This window comes from Aquimarina muelleri DSM 19832 (assembly GCF_000430665.1).
Lineage (GTDB): Bacteria > Bacteroidota > Bacteroidia > Flavobacteriales > Flavobacteriaceae > Aquimarina > Aquimarina muelleri.
In genome coordinates, this window is the sequence record NZ_AUML01000039.1 from 25193 (window position 1) to 46359 (window position 21167).

Sequence of the window (21167 nt, forward strand, 5' to 3'; positions counted from 1 at the left end):
ATCCCCCTTATATATTATGTTTTCAGACAATAAAAAAGGAAGAGATCAAGGAAATGTTACCGATTTCTCTCGTAATCAGAACAAAATTTCAGAAGGAACCAAAATTGTTGGTGATATAATTTCTGAAGGAGGTTTTAGGATAGAAGGAACTATCGAAGGAACCTTTAAAACTACGGGTAAAGTAGTAGTAGGTACATCTGGATTTATCAACGGTACATTAGAGTGTTCTGATGCAGATTTTGAAGGTAAGTTTTCAGGAACACTTATCGTATCTAATACCTTATCTTTAAAGCCAACTGCACATATTGAAGGCGAAGTTACTGTAGGTAAATTAGCAGTAGAGCCAGGGGCAAACTTTAATGCATCTTGTTCTATGAAAGGTGGTGTAAAATCTTTAAGTAAACCTATTAGTGAACAAAAAACAGGACAAAGCCAATCAACAGGGCAAGGGAAATCAGCTTAAGAAATACGCTAAATTTACTACAATAGGAATCCAAATGATGGCTATTATAGTTGGAGGATACTATCTTGGAGTCTATTTAGATGAAAAATCAGGATGTCAAGTGCCGTTCTATAGCAAATGGGTTGGTATGGGATCTGTTTTTTTGGCTATAGGATCTGTGCTTTGGCAAGTAATAAAAGAATCTAAATAAAAAATTATAGGTTTAAAAATGATATCTATTACCCCTATATTGTACTCTTATTATTAATGTCATATAAAACAATTATCAAGCACTTAGCAATATTGGTTGTTACAAGTATTATTTTATACTGTGTCCATTATTTTGTTATCGCAAATTATATAGAAACTTTTTATAAAAGCTTCATACAAAAGCAGCATTTGTTCCTTTGCGCAGCAGCACTTTTTGTTTATGGATCTTCATTGATAAGCTATAAAATAACTCCCAAAAACACAGGGTTTGTTTTTTTAGGGCTATTAATGGCAAAAATGATTACGGCAGGATTGTTTATACATCAGTTAGGGTGGCTGGATGATCCTGATTCGATGCCCAGTCGATTAATTTTTCTTCTATTGTATTTAATTTACTCCATTGTTTTGGTTTATATTGTTTCTAGGCTGCTTAATATATTTTCTAATAAATGACAATCATTATATACTTTGCTATAAAATCAGAAAAAAACTAAAACTCTGTATGTTTATTGTCAATTAATAATGTACTTTTGCACCCAAATTCAGACTGCATATAAAAACATCAGAATTTAGGAAATGAAAGTATTTCAAAGATCTCTCAAGTACGCAACGATAGTGCTGCTTATGTTAACAGGTTCGGTAGTATGTGCATCATCAGGTGATGAGCAACATAGAGTAGGAGGTAATCCTATTGATACCCAAGAAGAAATTAATGCTTATATCAAGCATCACTTACAAGATTCTCACGATTTTACATTTTACACAAATGGAGAAACAGGAACTCATTATGGGTTTCCGCTTCCCGTAATTTTGTGGGATGGAGGAATAAAGACATTTATGTCTTCTAAGTTCCATCACGGGGAAACCGTTGCAGAATCTGGTGGTAGCTATTATAAGTTATACCATGGAAAAGTTTACAAAACAGATGCCGAAGGTACAATTACATTAGATGATCATGATCATCCAACGAATACAAAGCCATTGGATTTTTCGATCACAAAAAGTGTAGTAGGAATGCTGCTTGCTGGTTTGTTAATGTTATTGTTGTTCTCTGCATTAGCTAGAGGTTATAAAAAAGGACCAATCCCATCAGGATTTGCTAGAGTTTTAGAGCCATTAGTGATTTATGTAAGAGATGAAATAGCAAGACCTAATATTGGAGAAAATAAGTATAGAAAATATATGGGCTTTTTGTTGACCGTATTTTTCTTTATTTGGATACTGAACCTATTAGGGTTAACTCCACTAGGATTTAATGTAACAGGAAATATTGCAGTAACTGTATGTTTAGCGCTATTCACATTCTTTATTGTTCAGTTTAGTGGTAATAAAGAGTATTGGAAACATATTTTCTGGATGCCAGGAGTACCTGTTCCTATGAAAATTATTTTAATGCCAATAGAAATTCTAGGAATGTTAACCAAACCATTCTCATTATTAATTCGTTTGTTTGCTAATATTACAGCAGGACACTTTGTAGTAATGAGTTTGATTGCACTAATGATCACTATGAAAGCAGTATTTGGACCTGTTGCATCAACTGGTATGTCTTTAGTGTTATCGTTATTTATTTCAGTTATAGAAATATTGGTAGCATTTTTACAAGCCTTTATTTTTACCATGTTATCCTCATTGTTTATTGGGATGGCAGTAGCAGAACACGATCATCATTAATATAGAAAAAGAATTTGTTTAATTATATAAATCAATAGTATGTACAATTTAATTGGAGCAGGATTAATCGTAATCGGAGGAGGAATCGGATTAGGTCAAATTGGTGGAAAAGCAATGGAAGGTATTGCTCGTCAACCAGAAGCAGCTGGAAAGATTCAAACTGCAATGATTATCATCGGAGCACTTTTAGAAGGTTTAGCATTTGGTGCATTAATCTTAGGAAAGTAATCTTAGACAAGACAAGCATTTTCCTGCAACGGTTGGTTGCAGGAAATGTTTTTGAAATAATTAAACAAGAATATTAAAAGATAATAATTAGTATACAATGGATCAGTTATTAAATGATTTTTCTCCTGGATTGTTTTTTATGCAAGCAATCATCTTGTTGATTCTTATTTTATTAATGAGAAAATTTGCTTGGAAACCTATTTTAAATAGTTTACAAGATCGTGAGGATGGAATTCAGGATGCATTAAAATCTGCAGAAGAGGCAAGAAAAGAAATGCAAAACTTGCAAGCAGATAATGAGCGAATCCTAAACGAGGCAAGAGCCGAACGTGATGGGATGCTTAAAGAAGCAAGAGAGCTTAAAGAAAATTTGATTAGCGAAGCAAAATCTGAAGCAAAATCTGAAGCTGATAAAATTGTAGCTCAAGCACAAGCAACTATAGCAAGTGAGAAAAAAGCAGCAATCGCTGAATTAAAAAATCAGGTAGCAGAACTTTCTATAGAGATCGCTGAAAAAGTAGTAAGAAAAGAATTATCTAGTAAAGACAAACAATTAGAGTTGGTAGAGTCTATGTTAGGAGATGTTACTTTAAACTAAATTAAATGAGTAGAGCAGCAATACGTTATGCTAAAGCAGTTTTGAGTTTGGCTCAAGATAAAAATGCTACCGAGAATATTCAACAAGATATGCTAAGTATTATCGATACGATTAATGCTAGTGCTGAGTTAAGAATGTTATTAAATAGCCCATTGATTAAAAGTGAGATTAAACTTGCTTCATTGCTCGAGATATTTAAAAGTACTAGTGCTGACACACAAAAACTCTTTGATGTATTAATCCAAAATAAAAGAGTAGATTTATTGTTAGATGTTGCTAATCAATATACTGTTTTATTTGATCAATTAAATAAAACTCAAGTAGCAAAAGTAACTACTGCAGTACCATTAGATGAGACATTGAGTGCAAAAGTTCTTTCTAAAGTAAAAGAGTTAACAGGAAATAAGGCTACTATCGAAAACACCATAGATGAAAGTATTATTGGTGGTTTTATTTTAAGAGTAGGAGATTTACAGTATAATGCTAGTATAGCAAATAAGCTTACTAACTTAAGAAGAGAATTAAGTAATTAATATATACGTTTTAAAATATAAATTTAATAATAAGAGAGTGGATATAAATATTCATTCTTTCAAACTATTATAAAATGGCAGAAGTGAATCCTGCTGAAGTATCAGCAATATTAAAACAACAATTATCTGGATTTGAAGCAACAGCTTCATTAGAAGAGGTAGGAACAGTATTACAAATAGGGGATGGTATCGCTCGTGTATACGGATTATCTAATGCTCAATATGGAGAGTTAGTACAGTTCGAATCGGGATTAGAAGGTATCGTACTTAACCTTGAAGAAGATAATGTTGGGGTAGTACTTTTAGGTTCTTCTACAGAAGTAAAAGAAGGTGCAATAGTAAAGCGTACACAGCGTATTGCATCTATCAATGTAGGAGAGGGAATCGTAGGTCGTGTTGTAGACACACTGGGAGCTCCTATCGATGGTAAAGGTGCGATCGAAGGAGAAACTTTCGAAATGCCATTAGAGCGTAAAGCTCCTGGAGTAGTTTTTCGTCAACCAGTAACAGAACCGTTACAGACAGGTATTAAGTCTATTGATGCAATGGTACCAGTTGGTAGAGGGCAACGTGAGTTAGTGATTGGTGATCGTCAAACTGGTAAAACAACTGTTTGTATTGATACTATTCTAAATCAGAAAGAATTTTATGATGCAGGTGAGCCAGTATATTGTATATATGTTGCAATAGGGCAAAAGGCATCTACTGTAGCATTAATTGCAAAAGTGTTAGAAGAAAAAGGAGCAATGGCATATACAACTATCGTAGCAGCCAATGCTTCAGATCCTGCACCAATGCAGGTGTATGCTCCATTTGCAGGGGCAGCAATCGGAGAGTATTTTAGAGATACAGGTCGTCCTGCTCTAATTATTTACGATGATTTATCAAAGCAAGCAGTAGCATATCGTGAGGTATCTTTATTATTACGTCGTCCACCAGGTCGAGAAGCATATCCTGGAGATGTATTTTATCTTCACTCTAGATTATTAGAGCGTGCTGCAAAAGTAATTGCAGATGATACTATTGCAAAAGATATGAATGATCTTCCAGATTCGTTAAAAGATAAAGTAAAAGGAGGAGGATCATTAACCGCATTACCTATTATTGAAACTCAGGCAGGAGATGTATCTGCATATATACCAACAAATGTAATATCAATTACGGATGGGCAGATATTCTTAACTTCAGATTTATTTAACTCTGGTGTTCGTCCTGCAATTAATGTTGGGATTTCTGTATCTCGTGTGGGTGGATCTGCACAGATTAAATCGATGAAAAAAGTAGCGGGTACATTAAAATTAGATCAGGCACAGTTTCGTGAATTAGAAGCTTTTGCTAAGTTTGGTTCTGATTTAGATGCTGCAACATTAAACGTAATCGAAAAAGGAAAACGTAACGTTGAAATTTTAAAGCAGGCACAAAATGATCCGTATACAGTAGAAGATCAAATTGCAATTATTTATGCTGGATCTAAAAATTTACTTAGAGAGGTTCCTGTTGAAAAAATAAAAGAATTTGAAAGAGATTATATAGAATATCTTAATGCAAAGCATAGAGATACTTTAGATACTTTAAAGGCAGGAAAATTGACAGACGAGGTAATCGATGTTTTAATTTTGGCTTGTAAAGAAATTTCAGCAAAATATAAAAATTAGTATGCAGTGCAGAGTAGTGAGGATTAAAATTTTCATTACTCTGTACTTCATAAAGTTTAATATTAGATAAGTATTGAGCTAGAATGTTTTAACATTAACTACTCCGTACTCCATACTAAGAAATAATGGCAAACTTAAAAGAATTACGTAGTAGAATTACCTCTGTCTCTTCAACAATGCAAATAACCAGTGCTATGAAAATGGTATCTGCAGCAAAGTTGAATAAAGCACAGATGGCAATTACTGCAATGCGTCCATATGCAGATAAACTTACTGAGTTATTGCAAAGCTTAAGCGCTTCTTTAGATAGCGACAGTGCTAGTGCATATGCTGAGGAACGTGAAGTGAACAAAGTATTAGTTGTAGCAATTGCTTCTAATCGTGGTTTGGCTGGTGCTTTTAATACTAACATAATTAAAGCATCTAGAGATTTATATCAAAACACTTATGCTGGTAAACAAGTTGATTTTGTTACTATCGGTAAAAAAGTTAATGATATAGTTTCAAAAACGCATACAGTAATAGCTAATAAGAGCCAAGTTTATGATGATCTTACTTTTGCTAATGTAGCAACAATTGCAGAAGAGTTGATGGTATTGTTTACAAATAGATCTTATGATAAGATTGTTGTTGTGTATAATAAATTTAGAAATGCTGCTTCTCAAGATGTAACAACAGAACAATTTTTGCCTATTGTACCTGTAAAAGGTAACGAGAATGTAAATTTGGATTATGTTTTTGAGCCATCAAAAGAAGAGATTGTAGAAGAACTAATCCCTAAATCGCTTAAAACACAATTGTATAAAGCAATAAGAGATTCATTTGCGTCTGAGCATGGTGCACGTATGACAGCAATGCATAAGGCAACAGATAATGCTACAGAGCTTAGAGATGCTCTTAAGTTGTCCTACAATAAAGCAAGACAAGCATCTATTACTAATGAAATCTTAGAGATCGTTGGTGGAGCAGAAGCTTTGAATAACTAATATTGTAATAGGATTACTATTCTAGTATAGGCTGGAATATATGATAACAAAATACCCAAAACCTCATAAGTTTACTTATGAGGTTTTTTGATTTTTAAATAATTATATTTTTACAATATATCTATCTTATTTATAGTATTTTAAATAGAAATTGTAAATATTTTATGGGATAACCGTATCTGTCATGTCAAAAAAATATAATAGTATTGTAGTTCGATTTACTCCACTATCCTACCTAGAAATCGGATTTTCATATTTGTTTTATTGATCAATTTCATGAATGATGATATATATAGCTGTATCGGATCATATTTTCTTATAGTAAGAAAAAGTGTGCTAAATGTGGAACAGAGATATACGATTGATTTTTGAATTGAATACAAAAAGAAAACCATTTCTGTAATTCAGAATTAAACACAAGTCATTAATTTTTTATACAGATAGAAAAAAGGTGAAATTTTAAAACATTAATTTTAAAAAATATAACTAAATAAAGAAATGGAGATGTATAGATTTATAATACTAATCATTAGTATCACATTAAGTAATGTTACTATGGCCCAGGATAATGAGATTATGGGATCGGCTGAATATCACTATATCATTAACAATGAGAGAGGTGTCTCTTTCTCCATGCCATATAGACTTTATTTTACAAAAGATATTGCTATGTATGAAAAAACAGGAGACGCCAAATTAATAAAAGATAGTAGGCCAAAAACAGAGATGAGAGGAGGAGTTAGAATTACAACTAAAATTAGAGTATTACAGAGTAATGTGCAACCCTATTATTATACAAATCTAATAACTAATGACTTGATTTTTAGAGAAACTGTTTCAAGTAAATTATATACCATAAAGGATAGTATCGAAACTATTCCGTGGAAATTGCATTCTGAATATAAAAATATCAGCAAATACAAATGCCAAAAAGCCACAGCTTTGTTTCGAGGACGAAAATACACGGCTTGGTTTACTACAGAGATTCCAGTTTCTCACGACCCATGGAAGTTGAGAGGATTACCTGGTTTAATTATGAAAGCTTATGATCATACAAGGAAATATGAATTTGAAATAGCGAAGGTTAACCTAAATGCTGACTCGAAAGTGATTCAAGAGAAAACAAGCGTTCCGACATCTAAAAAAATTCAGGAAATGAAAGTATATATCGATGCCATCAAAAATGAGCAAAAAAATACTTTAGCAAGAGCAAGAGCTACATTGCCTAGAGGGGCAAGATTAGAAGAAGAATGTGAAGAGTGCCCAAAAACACAGCAACGTAATATAGAAATATTTAATTGATATATCATAAACTTATAAAGTATAAGTATTGCCTAATATTTCTTCTATTATGCAATTTTTTATTTGCCCAATCTACGGTTTCGGGTACAGTAACAGATTCTATATCAAATCCAATAGCATCTGCCAATGTGTATTTAAAACAAAAAAAGACACAAGCTATTATTGCCTTTGCTTATACCGATCAAAAGGGTAAGTATGTACTGCAATCAGATGCCATAGGAGCATTCACCTTAAGTTTTTCTGGCTTGGGATATGCTACAAAAGATATTGATGTTATACTAGAGGATAATACAACGATTCTAAAAGATATGGTGCTATATGCTACTTTATACGAATTAGATGAGGTAGTCATACAGTCAGAAAGAGCAATCACCGAAAAAAAAGATACCATTGTTTTTAATGCCTCATCATTTAAACAAGGAGAAGAAACTGTTGTAGAGGATTTACTTAAAAAATTACCAGGAGTAGATATCTCAGAAACTGGTACAATAAAGGTAGACGGTAGAGAGGTAGAAAAAGTAATGATAGAGGGTGATGATTTTTTCAAAAAAGGATATAAATTATTGACCAAAAACCTAGATGTAAATGCCGTAGATAAAGTTGAAGTATTAAGACGGTATTCGAATAATAAATTGCTTAAAGGTATTGAAGAAAGTGAAAAGGTTGCTCTAAATCTTACTTTAGATGAAGATTTTAAAAGAGCATGGTTTGGTACAATTTCTCCAGGCTATGGTGTAGTTTCAGAAAATAGATACGATGTTGATGCTACTATTTCTAGTTTTAGTAAGAAAAACAAATATTTTTTATTGGGGAGTCTTAATAATATTGGTGAAGATGTAACCGATGATGTACGAGGACTTATCGATGCACAAAACTATACTGAAGAACCAGGTAGTATAGGAGAAGATCAAAGAGCATATGGATTAATATCCTTGAACACTAATGTACCGGGATTAAAAAAGTCCAGAACCAACTTTAATAATGCAGAACTAACTTCTTTAAACTCTATTTTTAAACTTTCTTCTAAGATTGACTTAAAAGTATTGGGGTTATTTAACGCTGATGATAATCGTTTTTTTAAAGACGGATTTAATACATTTTTTAGTAATACGACTGAATTTACCAACACAGAAAAATATACCTTAGGTAAAGCTACACATGTCGGATTTGGAAGAGTTGAACTTAACTATGATATCTCTAATACTAAGATGTTAGAATATGAAGGAAAATATAATAGATCACGAATTGAAACAGATGCACAGTTGTTGTTTAACGCAATAGAAAATAAGGAGGATTTAGACGATGAGAATATGTTACATGATCATATGGTCAAATATAGTAATAGGTTTAAGAACAATAAGGTGTTATTACTAACAGGAAGATATATTAATGAGAAAAAACCTCAAAAATATGGGACAGATCAATTTTTGTTTGAAGAGTTGTTTACATCGGTTCAAAAAGTAAATAGGATAGAGCAATTTAGTAAAAATGAATTTAATTATACAGGGATTAAAGCTCATATACTAGATAGAAAAAAGAAAAAAGATTTATTGGATTTTAGTGCAGGATATGAATTTAGAGAAGATCAATTATTTTCTGAATTCTTTCTAAAAGAAAATGAAAGCATACTACTTAATCCACAAAAATATAAGAATACCTCCAAATATCGAACTCATGATTTATATCTGAGTGCAGGGTATAGAAAGAAGTTAAATGATGTAAGTGTAGCATTAAATTTGGAAGGGCATCAGTTATTTAATTCTCTAGATGAAACCAATAATAAACTAAAAGAATCTCCGTTTTTGATCAACTCAAAATTGGATTTTAAATGGGAGATTAATAAAGCAAATAAGGTTTTTGCATTTGTAGAAAATAAAAATTCTAATGCTAGTATATCAGATATATATACCAATCATGTATTAACAGGCTACAGGAGTTTTTCAAGAGGAACAGGAGAATTTAATCAACTTAATTCTACAAGAGTATTTACAGGGTATAATCTGGGTAATTTTGGAGATAGATTCATTGCTAATATAGCATTATCATATATCAAAGACAATGACTTTCTAAGTACTAATGCTGTAATAGCTCAAAACTTCGTACAAACGACAAAATTAATCATTCCTGACAGAGAATTCTATAGCGTGAATGCTGGCTTAGAACGATATATAAGATTTATCAGAAACAATATCAAAATTAAGTTCGGGTATTCACAAGCAGAGTTTAGAAATATAGTAAATAGTACAAGTCTAAGATCGATAACAAATCAAAATTATAAATATGGTTTTGAAATAAGATCAGGTTTTAGAGGAATTTTTAACTATCATCTTGGCACAACTTGGGATACAACAGAAATTGAGACAAGAATTGCAACAAATACAGTGGCACAAAATACATCTTTTTTTGATTTATCATTTGTCTTGAGTTCTAGATTTAATATGCAATTACAATCTGAACGATATCATTTTAGTAATTTAGAAAATGACAATGATACCTACTATTTTATGGATTTTGAGATAAATTACAAACCTAAAAAGAAGGATTTTAATTTTTCTTTAATTGGTAATAATTTATGGAACACAGAAATTTTTAGAAATTATTTAATAAGTGACACTAATATTTCAAGTACTGAATATAGGCTTTTGTCTAGATATTTATTGCTTAAGGTAAGTTATCGATTCTAAACGGTTCAATTTTACATATCTTTAATAAAATTAAAAAAACACAGCTTTTTTAATTTTGGCACTCATTTTGTTTTTTATAGTAAAATTTTAAGAAATGATAATTTTAAATAGAGTATATAAATCTGCAAGTCTTTTATTTGTTCTTATAACTTGCACACAATGTGCCGGCAGTCAACAAATAGATAAGAAAAATCCAGTGGAAATTAAAGAGGCGTATTTTCAAAGATGGATTTCAGGAGTAGAAGGAGGAGGCTCTGGTTTAATGGTTTATATAGAGATTAATGAAAATACAGATGTGCAATTAGAACATGCATATTTTAAAGGTAAAAAGATAAAACTTGATCATAAAGCTAGCGAACTGGAATATGTTGGGCATTATTCGGTAGTTTCAAAACGACCAGAATTAATTATGAGTGATAACCCAAAAGAAGAATTCAAAAATAAACTTCCTGATGTAGAAGAAAAAATACCTTTTAAATTAAAAGAAAACGAATGCATGATAAGCTACATTAAAAATGGAAAAAAAGGCTTTTTTAAACTAGATAATATAGTAGAAAAGGAAATGGAGGCATATCCAATGCAGAGGAGACAATAAAATTGTATTTTTACAATCTTAAGTATACTATCGTTGGGGATATTTCAAAAACTTTTTAAGCAAACTTTTATATACGGTTTGGCAACAGTGTTGCCTCGCATGTTGTCGTTTATTCTAGTGCCATTATATACCAAATTATTGCCAACAGAGGAATATGGTAAAATATCTATTATATTTTCGTATTTCGTTTTGTTCAATGTGATATTGGCCTATGGTATGGAAACAGCGTTTTTTAGGTTTTTTAATAAAGAATCTGATAAAGATGCAGTAGTAAGCACATCTACAATATCATTAGGAGTATCAACGCTGGCATTTTTCATATTGGCTATGTTGTTTAAAGAACAGATAGCAATACTAACAGATATACGAGTAGATTATATTGCGCTAGTCATTTGGATTTTATTATTGGACGCGCTAGTAATTATTCCTTTTGCTTGGTTACGTGCTAACGAAAGACCAATGCGTTATGCAATTCTTAAAATTTTAAATGTAGCTATTAATCTTGGATTGAATGTTTTTCTCTTAATTTTTCTAGGTGGATTAGCGTTCAAATCTTCTTTTTTTGGTGTTATTTGTATAGATGATTATGAAATCAATTATATATTCATATCTAATTTGATCGCAAGCGGAGTAACACTTTTGTTATTAGTTCCTTTTTATATAAAGATTAACTATCGTTTTGATAAAGTACTATGGAAAGAAATGATGCGATATGCTTTTCCGATTCTTGTGGCAGGAGTAGCGTATTCGATCAATGAAACCTTTGATAGAATCATATTAGATAAACTTTTGCCAGAGAATATTGCCGATCATCTTGTTGGGGTGTATTCAGCTTGTTATAAATTGGCATTGTTTATGACACTTTTTGCAACAGGTTTTAGACTAGGGATAGAACCGTTTTTCTTTAAGTATTCAGAGAATAAAAATGCACCAGAGACATATGCTAGAATTACTAAATACTTTGTAGCCTTTGGAGCTGTTATTTTATTAAGTGTTATTGTTTTTATACATCCGTTAAAGCATTTAATTATTCTTAATAAATCATATTGGGAGGCTGTGAAAATTGTTCCTATCATTTTATTGGCTAATCTATGCCTAGGGATCTATCATAACCTTTCGGTTTGGTATAAGATTACTGATAGAACTAAGTTTGGTGCCTATATTTCTGTAGTAGGAGCAGTCATTACTTTAGCTCTTAATTTTATTTTAATTCCGACATATACGTATATGGGATCTGCGATAGCTACCTTGGCAGCCTATGGTTTGATGATGCTATTATCTTGGTATTTTGGTAAAAAATACTATCCGATTCCTTATAATTTGAAGAAAATAGGAATGTATCTTGTTCTTTCTATTAGTTTTTCAATAGTATCATTTTATGTGTTTGATAGTAATTATATGGTTTCTATCCCGTTATTACTTGTGTTTTTAGTAATTTTGTACGCCTCAGAAAAGAAAGAATTAAAACAGATCTTGAAAAAATAAACAAAAAGTATTTACTGTCTCAATTACAGTTTAAAGATAAAATCGTTAAAAGACAGGGTATTTATTAAAATATAAAATGAAAATAAAGATTATTAATCAGTCCTCGCATAATTTACCTAATTACGAAACCATTGCCTCGGCAGGGATGGATTTAAGGGCAAACATAAAAGATTCAGTAACATTAAAGCCTTTGGAGCGAACTATCATAAAAACAGGTCTTTTTATAGAGTTACCTATAGGATATGAGGCACAAGTTCGTCCACGTAGTGGGCTAGCAGCAAAAAATGGAATTACAGTGCTTAATGCACCAGGAACTATCGATGCAGATTATAGGGGAGAAATAGGCGTAATTTTAGTGAATCTTTCTAATGAAAACTTTACTATTGAGAATGGAGAACGAGTGGCACAAATGGTAATTGCAAAGCATGAACGGGCAGAGTGGTTGCCAGTATTAGAACTATCAGAAACCTCTAGAGGAGAAGGAGGATTTGGTAGTACAGGAGTAAAATAAAAACATAAAACATAACACAAACAAATTATATGAGAATTATTGTACCTATGGCAGGAAGAGGTTCTAGATTAAGACCTCACACTCTTACCGTTCCAAAACCTTTAATTCCCGTTGCAGGAAAACCCATTGTACACAGATTAGTATCTGATATTGCTAAAGTATTAGGAGAGCCAATCGAAGAAATTGCGTTCGTGTTGGGAGATCCAGCCTTTTTTGGGGACGATGTTGTCGAAAGTTTAACAGAATTAGCAGAAGGTCTTGGCGCAAAGGCTTCTATTTATAGACAAGATCAGCCTTTAGGAACAGGCCACGCTATTATGTGTGCCAAAGAATCTCTTTCAGGGCCAGCAGTTATTGCTTATGCAGATACGTTGATTCGTGCAGATTTTAATTTGGATAAAGATGCAGATTCTGTAATTTGGGTAAAACAAGTAGATCAGCCCGAAGCATACGGCGTTGTAAAGCTTAACGATAAAAATCAGATCGTAGAACTGGTAGAAAAACCTAAAACGTTTGTGTCCGATTTGGCAGTTATTGGTATTTATTACTTTAAAGACGTTGCAGTACTTAAAAATGAATTACAATATGTTCTGGATAATAACATTATTAATGGTGGAGAGTACCAGATTAATGATGGAATCAAAAGAATGATGAGTAACGGTAAAGTTTTTGTGTCTGGTCAGGTAGAAGAATGGATGGATTGTGGTAATAAAAACGTTACGGTAGAAACCAATAGCAGAATGCTTGGGTTTTTGGAAAAAGATGGAGAACAGTTGGTTAGTGATACAATAACTAAGCAAAACTCTACAGTCATTGCGCCTTGTTATATAGGGGAAGGAGTAGTTTTAAAAAATACAACCATTGGACCTAATGTTTCTATAGGAAAAGGATGCACTATTGAGAATGCTACTATTAAAAATAGTTTGGTTCAAACCAAAACTATCATAAAAAATGCTAACTTAGACAATGCAATGATTGGTAACAACGCTGTTTATGATGGAAATTTTACAACAATTAGTATTGGAGACTATTCTGTTTTAGAATAATTTAAGAGATAATATCGAGGGGTAGTATAAAACCCACTTTTTATGAGTAGTAATTGGAAACATATATATAGTTTATATTTATTCTTAGGAATAAGTTGCTCTACTGTTTTTTCTCAGGATATAGAGCCTAAACAAGATGTAAATGTGGATGATCTTGGAAATGTTTCTGATGAATTTCAAGAACTTTTTTTCGAAGCCTTAAAACAGAAAGCAATTACTAATTATGATAAAGCAATTGAAGCTTTAGAAAAGTGTGTAGAAATAGACTCTAGTTCTAAGTATTTGTACTTAGAATTGGGCAAAAATTATCTTGAATTAAAATCCTATCAAAAAGCAGAAGATAATTTTAACAAGGTGTTAAAAGATAAACCTAACGATAGGTTTATCTTAGAGCTTTTGTTTGAAACATATTTTCAACAACATAAGTATGAAGAGTCTACTATGATAGTTGAAAAACTAGTTCGTTTTAATACTATGTTTAAAGAACAATTAGCAAACTTATATTTTCTTGAGAAACGCTATAATGATGCTTTAACTACTTTGGATGAATTAGATGATGAATATGGTGTTGACCCTTATCGTGAGGGATTAAGAAAACGTATTTCTTCAAAAGTAACTAATCCAAATAGTCAGATAAGCAGACTTGAAAAAAAGATAAGTGAAAACCCTAAAGAAGAACAGAATTATCTTAACCTTATTTATCTTTATAGTAAAAATAATCAAAAAGAAAAAGCTTTTGAAAAAGCTAAATTGCTTTTGAAAAAAAGCCCTAAATCAGAGTTTGTACATTTAGCTTTGTATAAATTTTATTTAGAAGAAAGTAATATACAAGAAGCTATAAACTCTATAAAAATAGCTTTAATAAGCAATAAAATAGATAAAAAATCTAAACATAAATTGATTAATGATTTTTTGCTTTTCGTAGATAAAAACTCACAGTATGAGTCTCAGTTGTTAAATATTGTTTCATTACTTTCTGATAATGAAAATAGCGGAAGTGTTTTTACAGAATTAGGGCATTATTACTATAAAAAGGATGATAAGGAGCAGGCACTTAATTTTTATGAAAGAAGTATAAAAAATAACGTCAATGATTTTACGTTACTAAAAAGGATTCTATTATTACAATTAGATCTAAAAAGATACGAGAAAGCAGAAACAGGAAGTAAATTAGCTATAGAATTATATCCAGCACAGCCGATTTTTTATTTGATAAATGGAGTGTCCTCTATACATCTTGAAAAAGCAGAAAAAGCTCTTGATATTCTTGGAGTTGGGATAGATTATGTAATAGAAGATCAAAAAATGGAATCTGATTTTTATAAGCAAATGAGTGCTGCTCATCAAAAACTTGGAGACACTACAAAGGCTTCAGAATATAAACAGAAAGCAAATCAACTTCAGAAAAAATCATAAGTAACTAATGAACAAAATATGGTATTTATTGTGTTTTTCTTTAATTGTATTCAACTCCTGTAAAGGTACCAAAGCGGTAAATGAATCCAGAATAAAAAAACTAAACGCAGAAAAAGTAATTGTCAATCATTATAATCGATCTTTTAATTTCAAAACACTTAATGCCAGAATAAAAGTTAAATATCATAGTGATAAACAATCTTTTAGCCCTTATGCATCTCTTCGTATAGAAAAAGATAAAGCAATATGGTTAAGTGTAAAAATGCTAGGCATTACTTTAGCAAAGGCTTTAATCACTCCAGAGAAAGTAAGCTATTACGAAAAAATAGAAAATACATATTTTGAAGGAGATTTTAAACTGCTAAGTAAGTGGTTGGGTACTGATCTGGATTATGATAAATTACAACAATTACTGCTAGGGCAATCTCTGTTTAATTTAAGAGAAGATAAATATGAAGTAACTATTGAAGATAGAGTATATCAATTACAGCCAAAAAAAGAATTAGAACTTTTTGAACGTTTATTTTTATTGCGACCTGATACTTTTAAAATGGTATCGCAACAACTAAACCAGCCAATTGAAAATAGAAGGCTAAATATTAATTATGCAAGCTATCAAATAGTAGGAAATCAGGATTTTCCTAAGCAGATTTATATTGAAGCTTTACAGGGAAAAGAAAAAACAACGATTGAGATAGATTATAAAACGGTAGATTATAACACAAAGATAGGTTTTCCGTTTACAATACCATCAGGATATAAGCAAGTTACTGTTCAATGAGATTTTCAAAAGTCATATATTTTATAGTTTTATTATTGGTTTGTGGTTCTTCTTTTTCTCAAAGCACCAAACAGCAACAGCTTGAAGAAGAACGTCAGAGACTTAGAGAAGAGATTGAACAAATGAAACAACTTCGTGCAGATAATAAACTCAAAGCACGTTCTGTTCTAGACGAAGTAGAAACAATAAACTCACAAATAAGTACCAGAAAAAACTTAATAAAAATAACGAATCAACAAGCTAATCTATTAATTAGAGAGATTAACGTAAATCTAAAAAAAATAAGCGTATATCGTAAAGAATTGACTGTTCTTAAAGAAGATTATGCAAAAATGATATCCAAGTCTTATAAAAGTAAATCTCATCAAAGTAGAATTATGTTTCTTCTTTCTTCGTCTAATTTTGCACAAGCTTATAAGCGGTTACAGTATATGAAACAATATAATGAACATCGCAAAAAACAAGCAGATCAAATCGAAAGTAATGCTAAAGAGTTACAGTCCTTAAACACAGATCTTTCTAGACAGAAAAAAGATAAAGATGTATTGATTGAAGAAAATCGCGAAGCGCAGGAAAAGTTAGACGAAGAAAAGAAAGAACAGCAAATTTTAATGGCTTCTATTCGAAAAAAAGAAGGAGTTTACACCAAGCAAATTAAAGAAAAACAACAACAAGCTAATGCTATTGATAAAGCGATTGAAAAATTAATTAGAGAGGCAATTGCAAAAGCAAATAAAAAAGCTGGTAAAAAAGTAACTAATAAAGGGTCAGCAACTACATTTGCCTTAACAGCAGAGGCAAAAATATTAGCAGATAGTTTTACTTCTAATAAAGGCAAGTTACCTTGGCCAGTAGGAACAGGAAAAGTAACTAAAAAATTTGGTCGTCAACCACACCCTACACTACCTAATATACAAATTAATAGTAGCGGAGTAGAAATAGAAACAAGATCTGGAGAAAAGGCCAGGGCAATTTTTGAAGGAGAAGTTATAGCGATTCAAAAATTAAAAGGAGCAAGTAGGCTTGTGCAAATAAGACATGGTAATTTTATTACCACTTATTATAATATTGAAAATATTACTGTTACAGAGGGACAAAAAGTATCTACAAAACAATCGATTGGCGAAGTTCGTACAAATCCAACGACTGGTAGAGCAATTATGAAATTCTTAATCTACCAAAATGCTACGCGATTAAATCCGCAAAGTTGGATTTATAAAATGTAACTAATATCTATATAAACAACGCCTTTAGCTCAGTCGCATCTCCAGGCTTCATTTTGCCTGCGAGTACTAAGCTTAATTGTTTGCGTCTTAGAGCAGCATCATATCTCTTTTTTTCTAGCTCTGTTTCTGGCTTAATAGAGGGTACTACTACTGGATTGCCACTTTCGTTTACAGCTACAAAAGTATAAATAGCTTCATTTGCCTTAGTTTTTTCGCCACTTTGGCGATCTTCTACCCAAACATCAATAATAACTTCCATAGAGGTAGTAAAAGCTCTTGAAACTTTGGCTTCTACAGTAACTACACTCCCTAAAGGAATCGCTCTATTAAAAGCAACATGATTTACAGAAGCAGTAACTACAATTCTTCTAGAGTGTCTGCCAGCAGCAATTCCTGCCGCGCGATCCATTCGAGCCAATAATTCACCTCCAAAAAGATTGTTAAGAGGATTGGTTTCTCCTGGTAATACAAGATCAGTAAGAATAGTTCGCGATTCTGAAGGATGTCTAAATTCCATACAATTTTTTAATTTTTGTAAAGATATAAGGTAATACCGTAACGAGGAAATTAGTTACTCGGTATTTAGTATTTTGATATAAAGTAAGGTCTCTGGGGTTGATTTTTAGTTTACATTATGCTAACTAAGGTTTATGAAAACAGAATCAACACAGTATAAAATATAATACACCCCTTCAGGAATTTATTTTAAAACAAAATATATTAAAAATAGTATCTTACAATATTACTATAAGTTCATTAATTTACTCTTGAACTAACAACCAAGCTTTGGGATTTTGTTTTTGTTTAATTGTACTTAAAGCTAGTAATGCTTGTGATCTATCTTTATAAGTATCATAGGCTACTTGATGTAATCCATATTTGTTTAAACCAATAATACGTGCGTCAAAACCTTGTTTTTTAAGATCTTGTACTTTTTTGTCTGCATTAGAAATAACTCTAAAAGCACCAGCTACAACATGAAATTTTCCTAAAACGTCTTTTGTCGAAGAGGTAAAAGGAGTAGTGTTTTCTTTTATAATATTGAGGTTAATAGCAGGCAAAGGATTTGAAATTTCAAAAGTCGCTTCCTGTATTTTATTTTCTATCTCTTGATTGGCTTTTTGCCATTCTTTATTATTATAGCTTATATTAGTATCACTAACCTTCTTAAGACCAAAAAAACCTCCAATTCCAAGTACAATTGCTGCAACTGCTGCATACTGTAAATATGGACGTTCCTGACGTTTTTCGGGAGTAAAGGTAAGTGGGGCTACTTCTTCAATTGCCTCAACTTCTTTTTTATAAATCTCACGTCTTATGGCAGGAGAGGCAAAAGACTGTAATCCAAACGCTTCTGTAAGGTAGTTTACTCCTTGTGCAGGTTCAAATTGTAAAGTGTTTTCTACAGATGTATAAAAAGCACCTATTTTGTCTAATTCAACATGTTGTCCATTATTCATTTTCTCGTTAATAGACAATACATATCGCTGGATTTTAGCAACAGCATCTGTATATGTTATGTTTTCTACAGAAGCTATGTAATTGGCTAATAACCCATCATTGTTTTTTAATTGACTATTAAAAGAAATTAATTTTTGAGGAGGAAAAAAAGTATTAGTACTTTGTTGAATCGTAGCTGGTTGACGTCTTGTTAAAAAGGCACCAAATCCAGGTAGAATTATACATTCATATCGGTATAATAATTCGCTTATATATGTAGCTATGCTATTCATTCCCCTTGTTAAAAAAAAGTTTTTTAATTGTCAATTATGAATTTATTTGACCTTTTTATGATACTACAAAGGTAGGGAAAATTGAAGGCTCTATAAACTCTAAGCTTTGATTTTATTAACATCTACTATTTTTTTCGTTTCTTGTGCTGACTTACAAATCATTACATGGATATTAAAAAACTTCAGGCTTTACTTGCCCTTAAAAAAGTATCAAATCTTGGGGATAGTTCTATTAAAAAACTAATACGTGAGGTTGGTAGTGCCGAAGAAGTTTTGAAAGAAAAACCTAGCAATCTTCTTAAGATTGATGGTATAGGAAAAGTAAAAATTAAAGATATTTATAATCCTGACCATTATAAAGCTGCAGAAAGTGAGCTAAGATTTGTCGAAGAAAATTCGATAAACTGTTTGGTTTATGATGAGGTAGAATATCCTGAAAAATTAAAACATTGTATCGATAGCCCTGTAGTTATGTTTGGTTCTGGAAATATAGACCTTAAAAACAAAAAAATAGTAAGTATTGTCGGCACAAGACAAGTTACAAGCTATGGTGTGCAGTTTTGCGAAGAACTTATAGAAACATTAGCGCCTATAGATCCTGTTATAATTTCTGGTTTTGCTTATGGTGTAGATATTACGGCACAACGCGCTGCGGTAAAAAACAACTTACAAACTATTGGTTGTTTGGCGCATGGTCTAAATCAAATATACCCTAAAGTACACAAAAAATATGTTGCTCAAATTGAAGAAAATGGTGGGTTTTTTACTGATTTTTGGAGTACTGATACATTTGATCGCAAAAATTTTTTAGGACGAAACAGGATAATTGCAGGGCTTAGCGAAGCTACAATTGTGATTGAAAGTGCAGATAAAGGAGGGTCATTGGTTACTGCAGATATAGCTAATTCGTATAATCGAGACGTGTTTGCTGTGCCAGGCAGAGCCTATGACCCTTATAGTAAAGGTTGCAATATGCTGATTAAAACACAAAAAGCGCACATGCTTACCAGTGCAGCCGATCTAATCTATATGCTTAATTGGGAGCTTGATCAAAAAGAACAGCCTGTTGTGCAGAAAAAACTGTTTGTTGAATTAGATGAACATGAAAAAAAGGTATATAATTTTTTAAATAATAATGGTAAAGAGGTATTAGACATTATTGCTTTACAATGTAATATACCTACTTTTAAAGTCGCTTCTGTTTTGCTTAATATGGAGCTTAAAGGTGTTGTAAAGCCTTTGCCAGGTAAATTATTTGAAGCAATTTAGAAGTTAAAAAGTAGCATTGTAAAGAGGGTAATACTATTTACTTTCCTTTTTTAATTCTAGATCTCCGCATACATATTCCAGTAGTTCGCAAGCATCTACTTCTATTGCCATTGCAATTAGATAAAGCTCGTCTGCTCTCAATTTAGTTTTTTCATTTATAGAAAGTTCACTCAATCTTTGCTTATTTATTCCTGTTCTTCTAGATACCTGTGATTTATTCACGGCTTTTCTTTTCAAGAAAGTTCCAAGTTTTGTCATATAATATATTTTATTCGGTATAATTATATGAATTATTATGACGAATGTAAATAAATTCTTCATTTTATTTTTAAGTTGACAATTTTTTATGTATAATTGTCAAGAAAATATGTAAAAAATGATTGTAAATACTAAAGAGGAGTATCTCAAAATTCAATTATTGAATCAAAAAGAACTACAAACCTGAGTTCGACGTAAGAAAAAAGGGTTTTTACTTGTAGAAAAAGCAGAAAAACATTATATTTAAGTATCTAACATTCAAATATTTAAATGAATTTCTGCTTATGATTTCTAAAGATAAAATTACTGAAATTTTCTTTTCTATTGATGAATTTTGCAAGGTTTTTAACCCTGCTTTAAAGAAAAGACAGCTTACTACAGGAAAAAAGACAAGAAATAGGAAGTTTACCATGTCTGCTAGTGAAATTATAACCATTACTGTTCTATTCCATTGTAGTGGCTATAGAACCTTCAAACACTTTTATATTTTTTACGTAAAAGAGCATTTGCAAAGAGAGTTTCCCAATACTGTTTC

At 31.5% G+C, this 21167-nt stretch carries 21 protein-coding genes and 1 pseudogene; 19 read left to right on the forward strand and 3 right to left on the reverse strand.

The features are described from left to right. The first annotated feature begins 16 nt into the window (after positions 1-16). From H527_RS0115265 to H527_RS0115350, 17 genes are all read left to right on the forward strand, one after another. Positions 17-463 carry a bactofilin family protein gene (locus tag H527_RS0115265; protein ID WP_027413499.1) on the forward strand — a complete coding sequence of 149 codons (447 nt, stop codon included), beginning with the start codon at positions 17-19 and terminating at the stop codon, positions 461-463. Next, positions 411-653, forward strand: coding sequence for an AtpZ/AtpI family protein (locus tag H527_RS24710; RefSeq protein WP_262891763.1), 243 nt, complete (start codon positions 411-413; stop codon positions 651-653). The genes H527_RS0115265 and H527_RS24710 overlap by 53 nt, the downstream gene beginning before the upstream one ends. Positions 654-1228: 575 nt before the next feature. Continuing rightward, positions 1229-2326, forward strand: coding sequence for a F0F1 ATP synthase subunit A (gene atpB, locus H527_RS0115280; RefSeq protein ID WP_027413501.1), 1098 nt, complete (start codon positions 1229-1231; stop codon positions 2324-2326). Between the two features lie 39 nt (positions 2327-2365). After that, positions 2366-2554, forward strand: a complete 189-nt coding sequence (gene atpE / locus H527_RS0115285; RefSeq protein ID WP_004569351.1) for an ATP synthase F0 subunit C — start codon at positions 2366-2368, stop codon at positions 2552-2554. Positions 2555-2651: 97 nt separating this feature from the next. After that, positions 2652-3152: a F0F1 ATP synthase subunit B gene (locus tag H527_RS0115290; protein ID WP_027413502.1), complete on the forward strand. Its 501-nt coding sequence runs from the start codon at positions 2652-2654 to the stop codon at positions 3150-3152. A gap of 5 nt (positions 3153-3157) precedes the next feature. Further along, entirely contained in the window at positions 3158-3685 is a 528-nt protein-coding gene (atpH, locus tag H527_RS0115295; protein ID WP_027413503.1) for an ATP synthase F1 subunit delta, read from the forward strand. A 74-nt stretch (positions 3686-3759) separates the two neighbouring features. After that, positions 3760-5340, forward strand: a complete 1581-nt coding sequence (gene atpA, locus H527_RS0115300) for a F0F1 ATP synthase subunit alpha (RefSeq protein WP_027413504.1) — start codon at positions 3760-3762, stop codon at positions 5338-5340. Positions 5341-5465: 125 nt separating this feature from the next. Then, a complete protein-coding gene (gene atpG / locus H527_RS0115305; protein ID WP_027413505.1) occupies positions 5466-6326 on the forward strand; it encodes an ATP synthase F1 subunit gamma in 861 nt (286 codons plus the stop codon). A 504-nt stretch (positions 6327-6830) separates the two neighbouring features. After that, positions 6831-7628, forward strand: a complete 798-nt coding sequence (locus H527_RS23220; protein ID WP_162143827.1) for a GLPGLI family protein — start codon at positions 6831-6833, stop codon at positions 7626-7628. After that, entirely contained in the window at positions 7625-10312 is a 2688-nt protein-coding gene (locus H527_RS0115315) for a carboxypeptidase-like regulatory domain-containing protein (RefSeq protein WP_081414623.1), read from the forward strand. Before H527_RS23220 ends, H527_RS0115315 begins: the two co-directional genes overlap by 4 nt. Positions 10313-10406: 94 nt before the next feature. Next, positions 10407-10907, forward strand: coding sequence for a hypothetical protein (locus H527_RS0115320; RefSeq protein ID WP_027413507.1), 501 nt, complete (start codon positions 10407-10409; stop codon positions 10905-10907). A 33-nt stretch (positions 10908-10940) separates the two neighbouring features. Beyond that, on the forward strand, positions 10941-12392 hold the full coding sequence (locus H527_RS0115325) for an oligosaccharide flippase family protein (protein WP_027413508.1): 1452 nt from the start codon (positions 10941-10943) through the stop codon (positions 12390-12392). Between the two features lie 76 nt (positions 12393-12468). Continuing rightward, positions 12469-12903 (forward strand): dUTP diphosphatase, encoded by a 435-nt coding sequence (gene dut / locus H527_RS0115330; RefSeq protein WP_027413509.1) that lies wholly within the window; start codon positions 12469-12471, stop codon positions 12901-12903. A 29-nt stretch (positions 12904-12932) separates the two neighbouring features. After that, the gene (locus H527_RS0115335) at positions 12933-13949 is read left to right on the forward strand and encodes a sugar phosphate nucleotidyltransferase (RefSeq protein WP_027413510.1); all 1017 of its coding nucleotides are present in this window, start codon (positions 12933-12935) and stop codon (positions 13947-13949) included. Positions 13950-13991: 42 nt separating this feature from the next. Further along, positions 13992-15365, forward strand: coding sequence for a tetratricopeptide repeat protein (locus H527_RS0115340; protein ID WP_027413511.1), 1374 nt, complete (start codon positions 13992-13994; stop codon positions 15363-15365). A 7-nt stretch (positions 15366-15372) separates the two neighbouring features. Next, the gene (gene lolB1, locus H527_RS0115345) at positions 15373-16146 is read left to right on the forward strand and encodes a lipoprotein insertase outer membrane protein LolB1 (RefSeq protein ID WP_027413512.1); all 774 of its coding nucleotides are present in this window, start codon (positions 15373-15375) and stop codon (positions 16144-16146) included. After that, the gene (locus H527_RS0115350) at positions 16143-17372 is read left to right on the forward strand and encodes a murein hydrolase activator EnvC family protein (RefSeq protein ID WP_027413513.1); all 1230 of its coding nucleotides are present in this window, start codon (positions 16143-16145) and stop codon (positions 17370-17372) included. The genes lolB1 and H527_RS0115350 overlap by 4 nt, the downstream gene beginning before the upstream one ends. A gap of 7 nt (positions 17373-17379) precedes the next feature. Here H527_RS0115350 and H527_RS0115355 read toward each other — a convergent pair whose 3' ends face one another. Both H527_RS0115355 and H527_RS0115360 read right to left on the reverse strand, forming a co-directional pair. After that, positions 17380-17889 (reverse strand): acyl-CoA thioesterase, encoded by a 510-nt coding sequence (locus H527_RS0115355; RefSeq protein ID WP_027413514.1) that lies wholly within the window; start codon positions 17887-17889, stop codon positions 17380-17382. A gap of 244 nt (positions 17890-18133) precedes the next feature. Continuing rightward, the gene (locus H527_RS0115360) at positions 18134-19105 is read right to left on the reverse strand and encodes an HU domain-containing protein (RefSeq protein ID WP_027413515.1); all 972 of its coding nucleotides are present in this window, start codon (positions 19103-19105) and stop codon (positions 18134-18136) included. Positions 19106-19270: 165 nt separating this feature from the next. Here H527_RS0115360 and dprA point away from each other — a divergent pair, with 165 nt between their 5' ends. Continuing rightward, a complete protein-coding gene (gene dprA / locus H527_RS0115365; RefSeq protein WP_027413516.1) occupies positions 19271-20374 on the forward strand; it encodes a DNA-processing protein DprA in 1104 nt (367 codons plus the stop codon). A gap of 33 nt (positions 20375-20407) precedes the next feature. Here dprA and H527_RS0115370 read toward each other — a convergent pair whose 3' ends face one another. After that, the gene (locus H527_RS0115370) at positions 20408-20632 is read right to left on the reverse strand and encodes a helix-turn-helix domain-containing protein (protein ID WP_027413517.1); all 225 of its coding nucleotides are present in this window, start codon (positions 20630-20632) and stop codon (positions 20408-20410) included. A 284-nt stretch (positions 20633-20916) separates the two neighbouring features. Here H527_RS0115370 and H527_RS24450 point away from each other — a divergent pair. Further along, positions 20917-21167 (forward strand): annotated as a pseudogene (locus H527_RS24450) (IS982 family transposase); the annotation flags it as partial.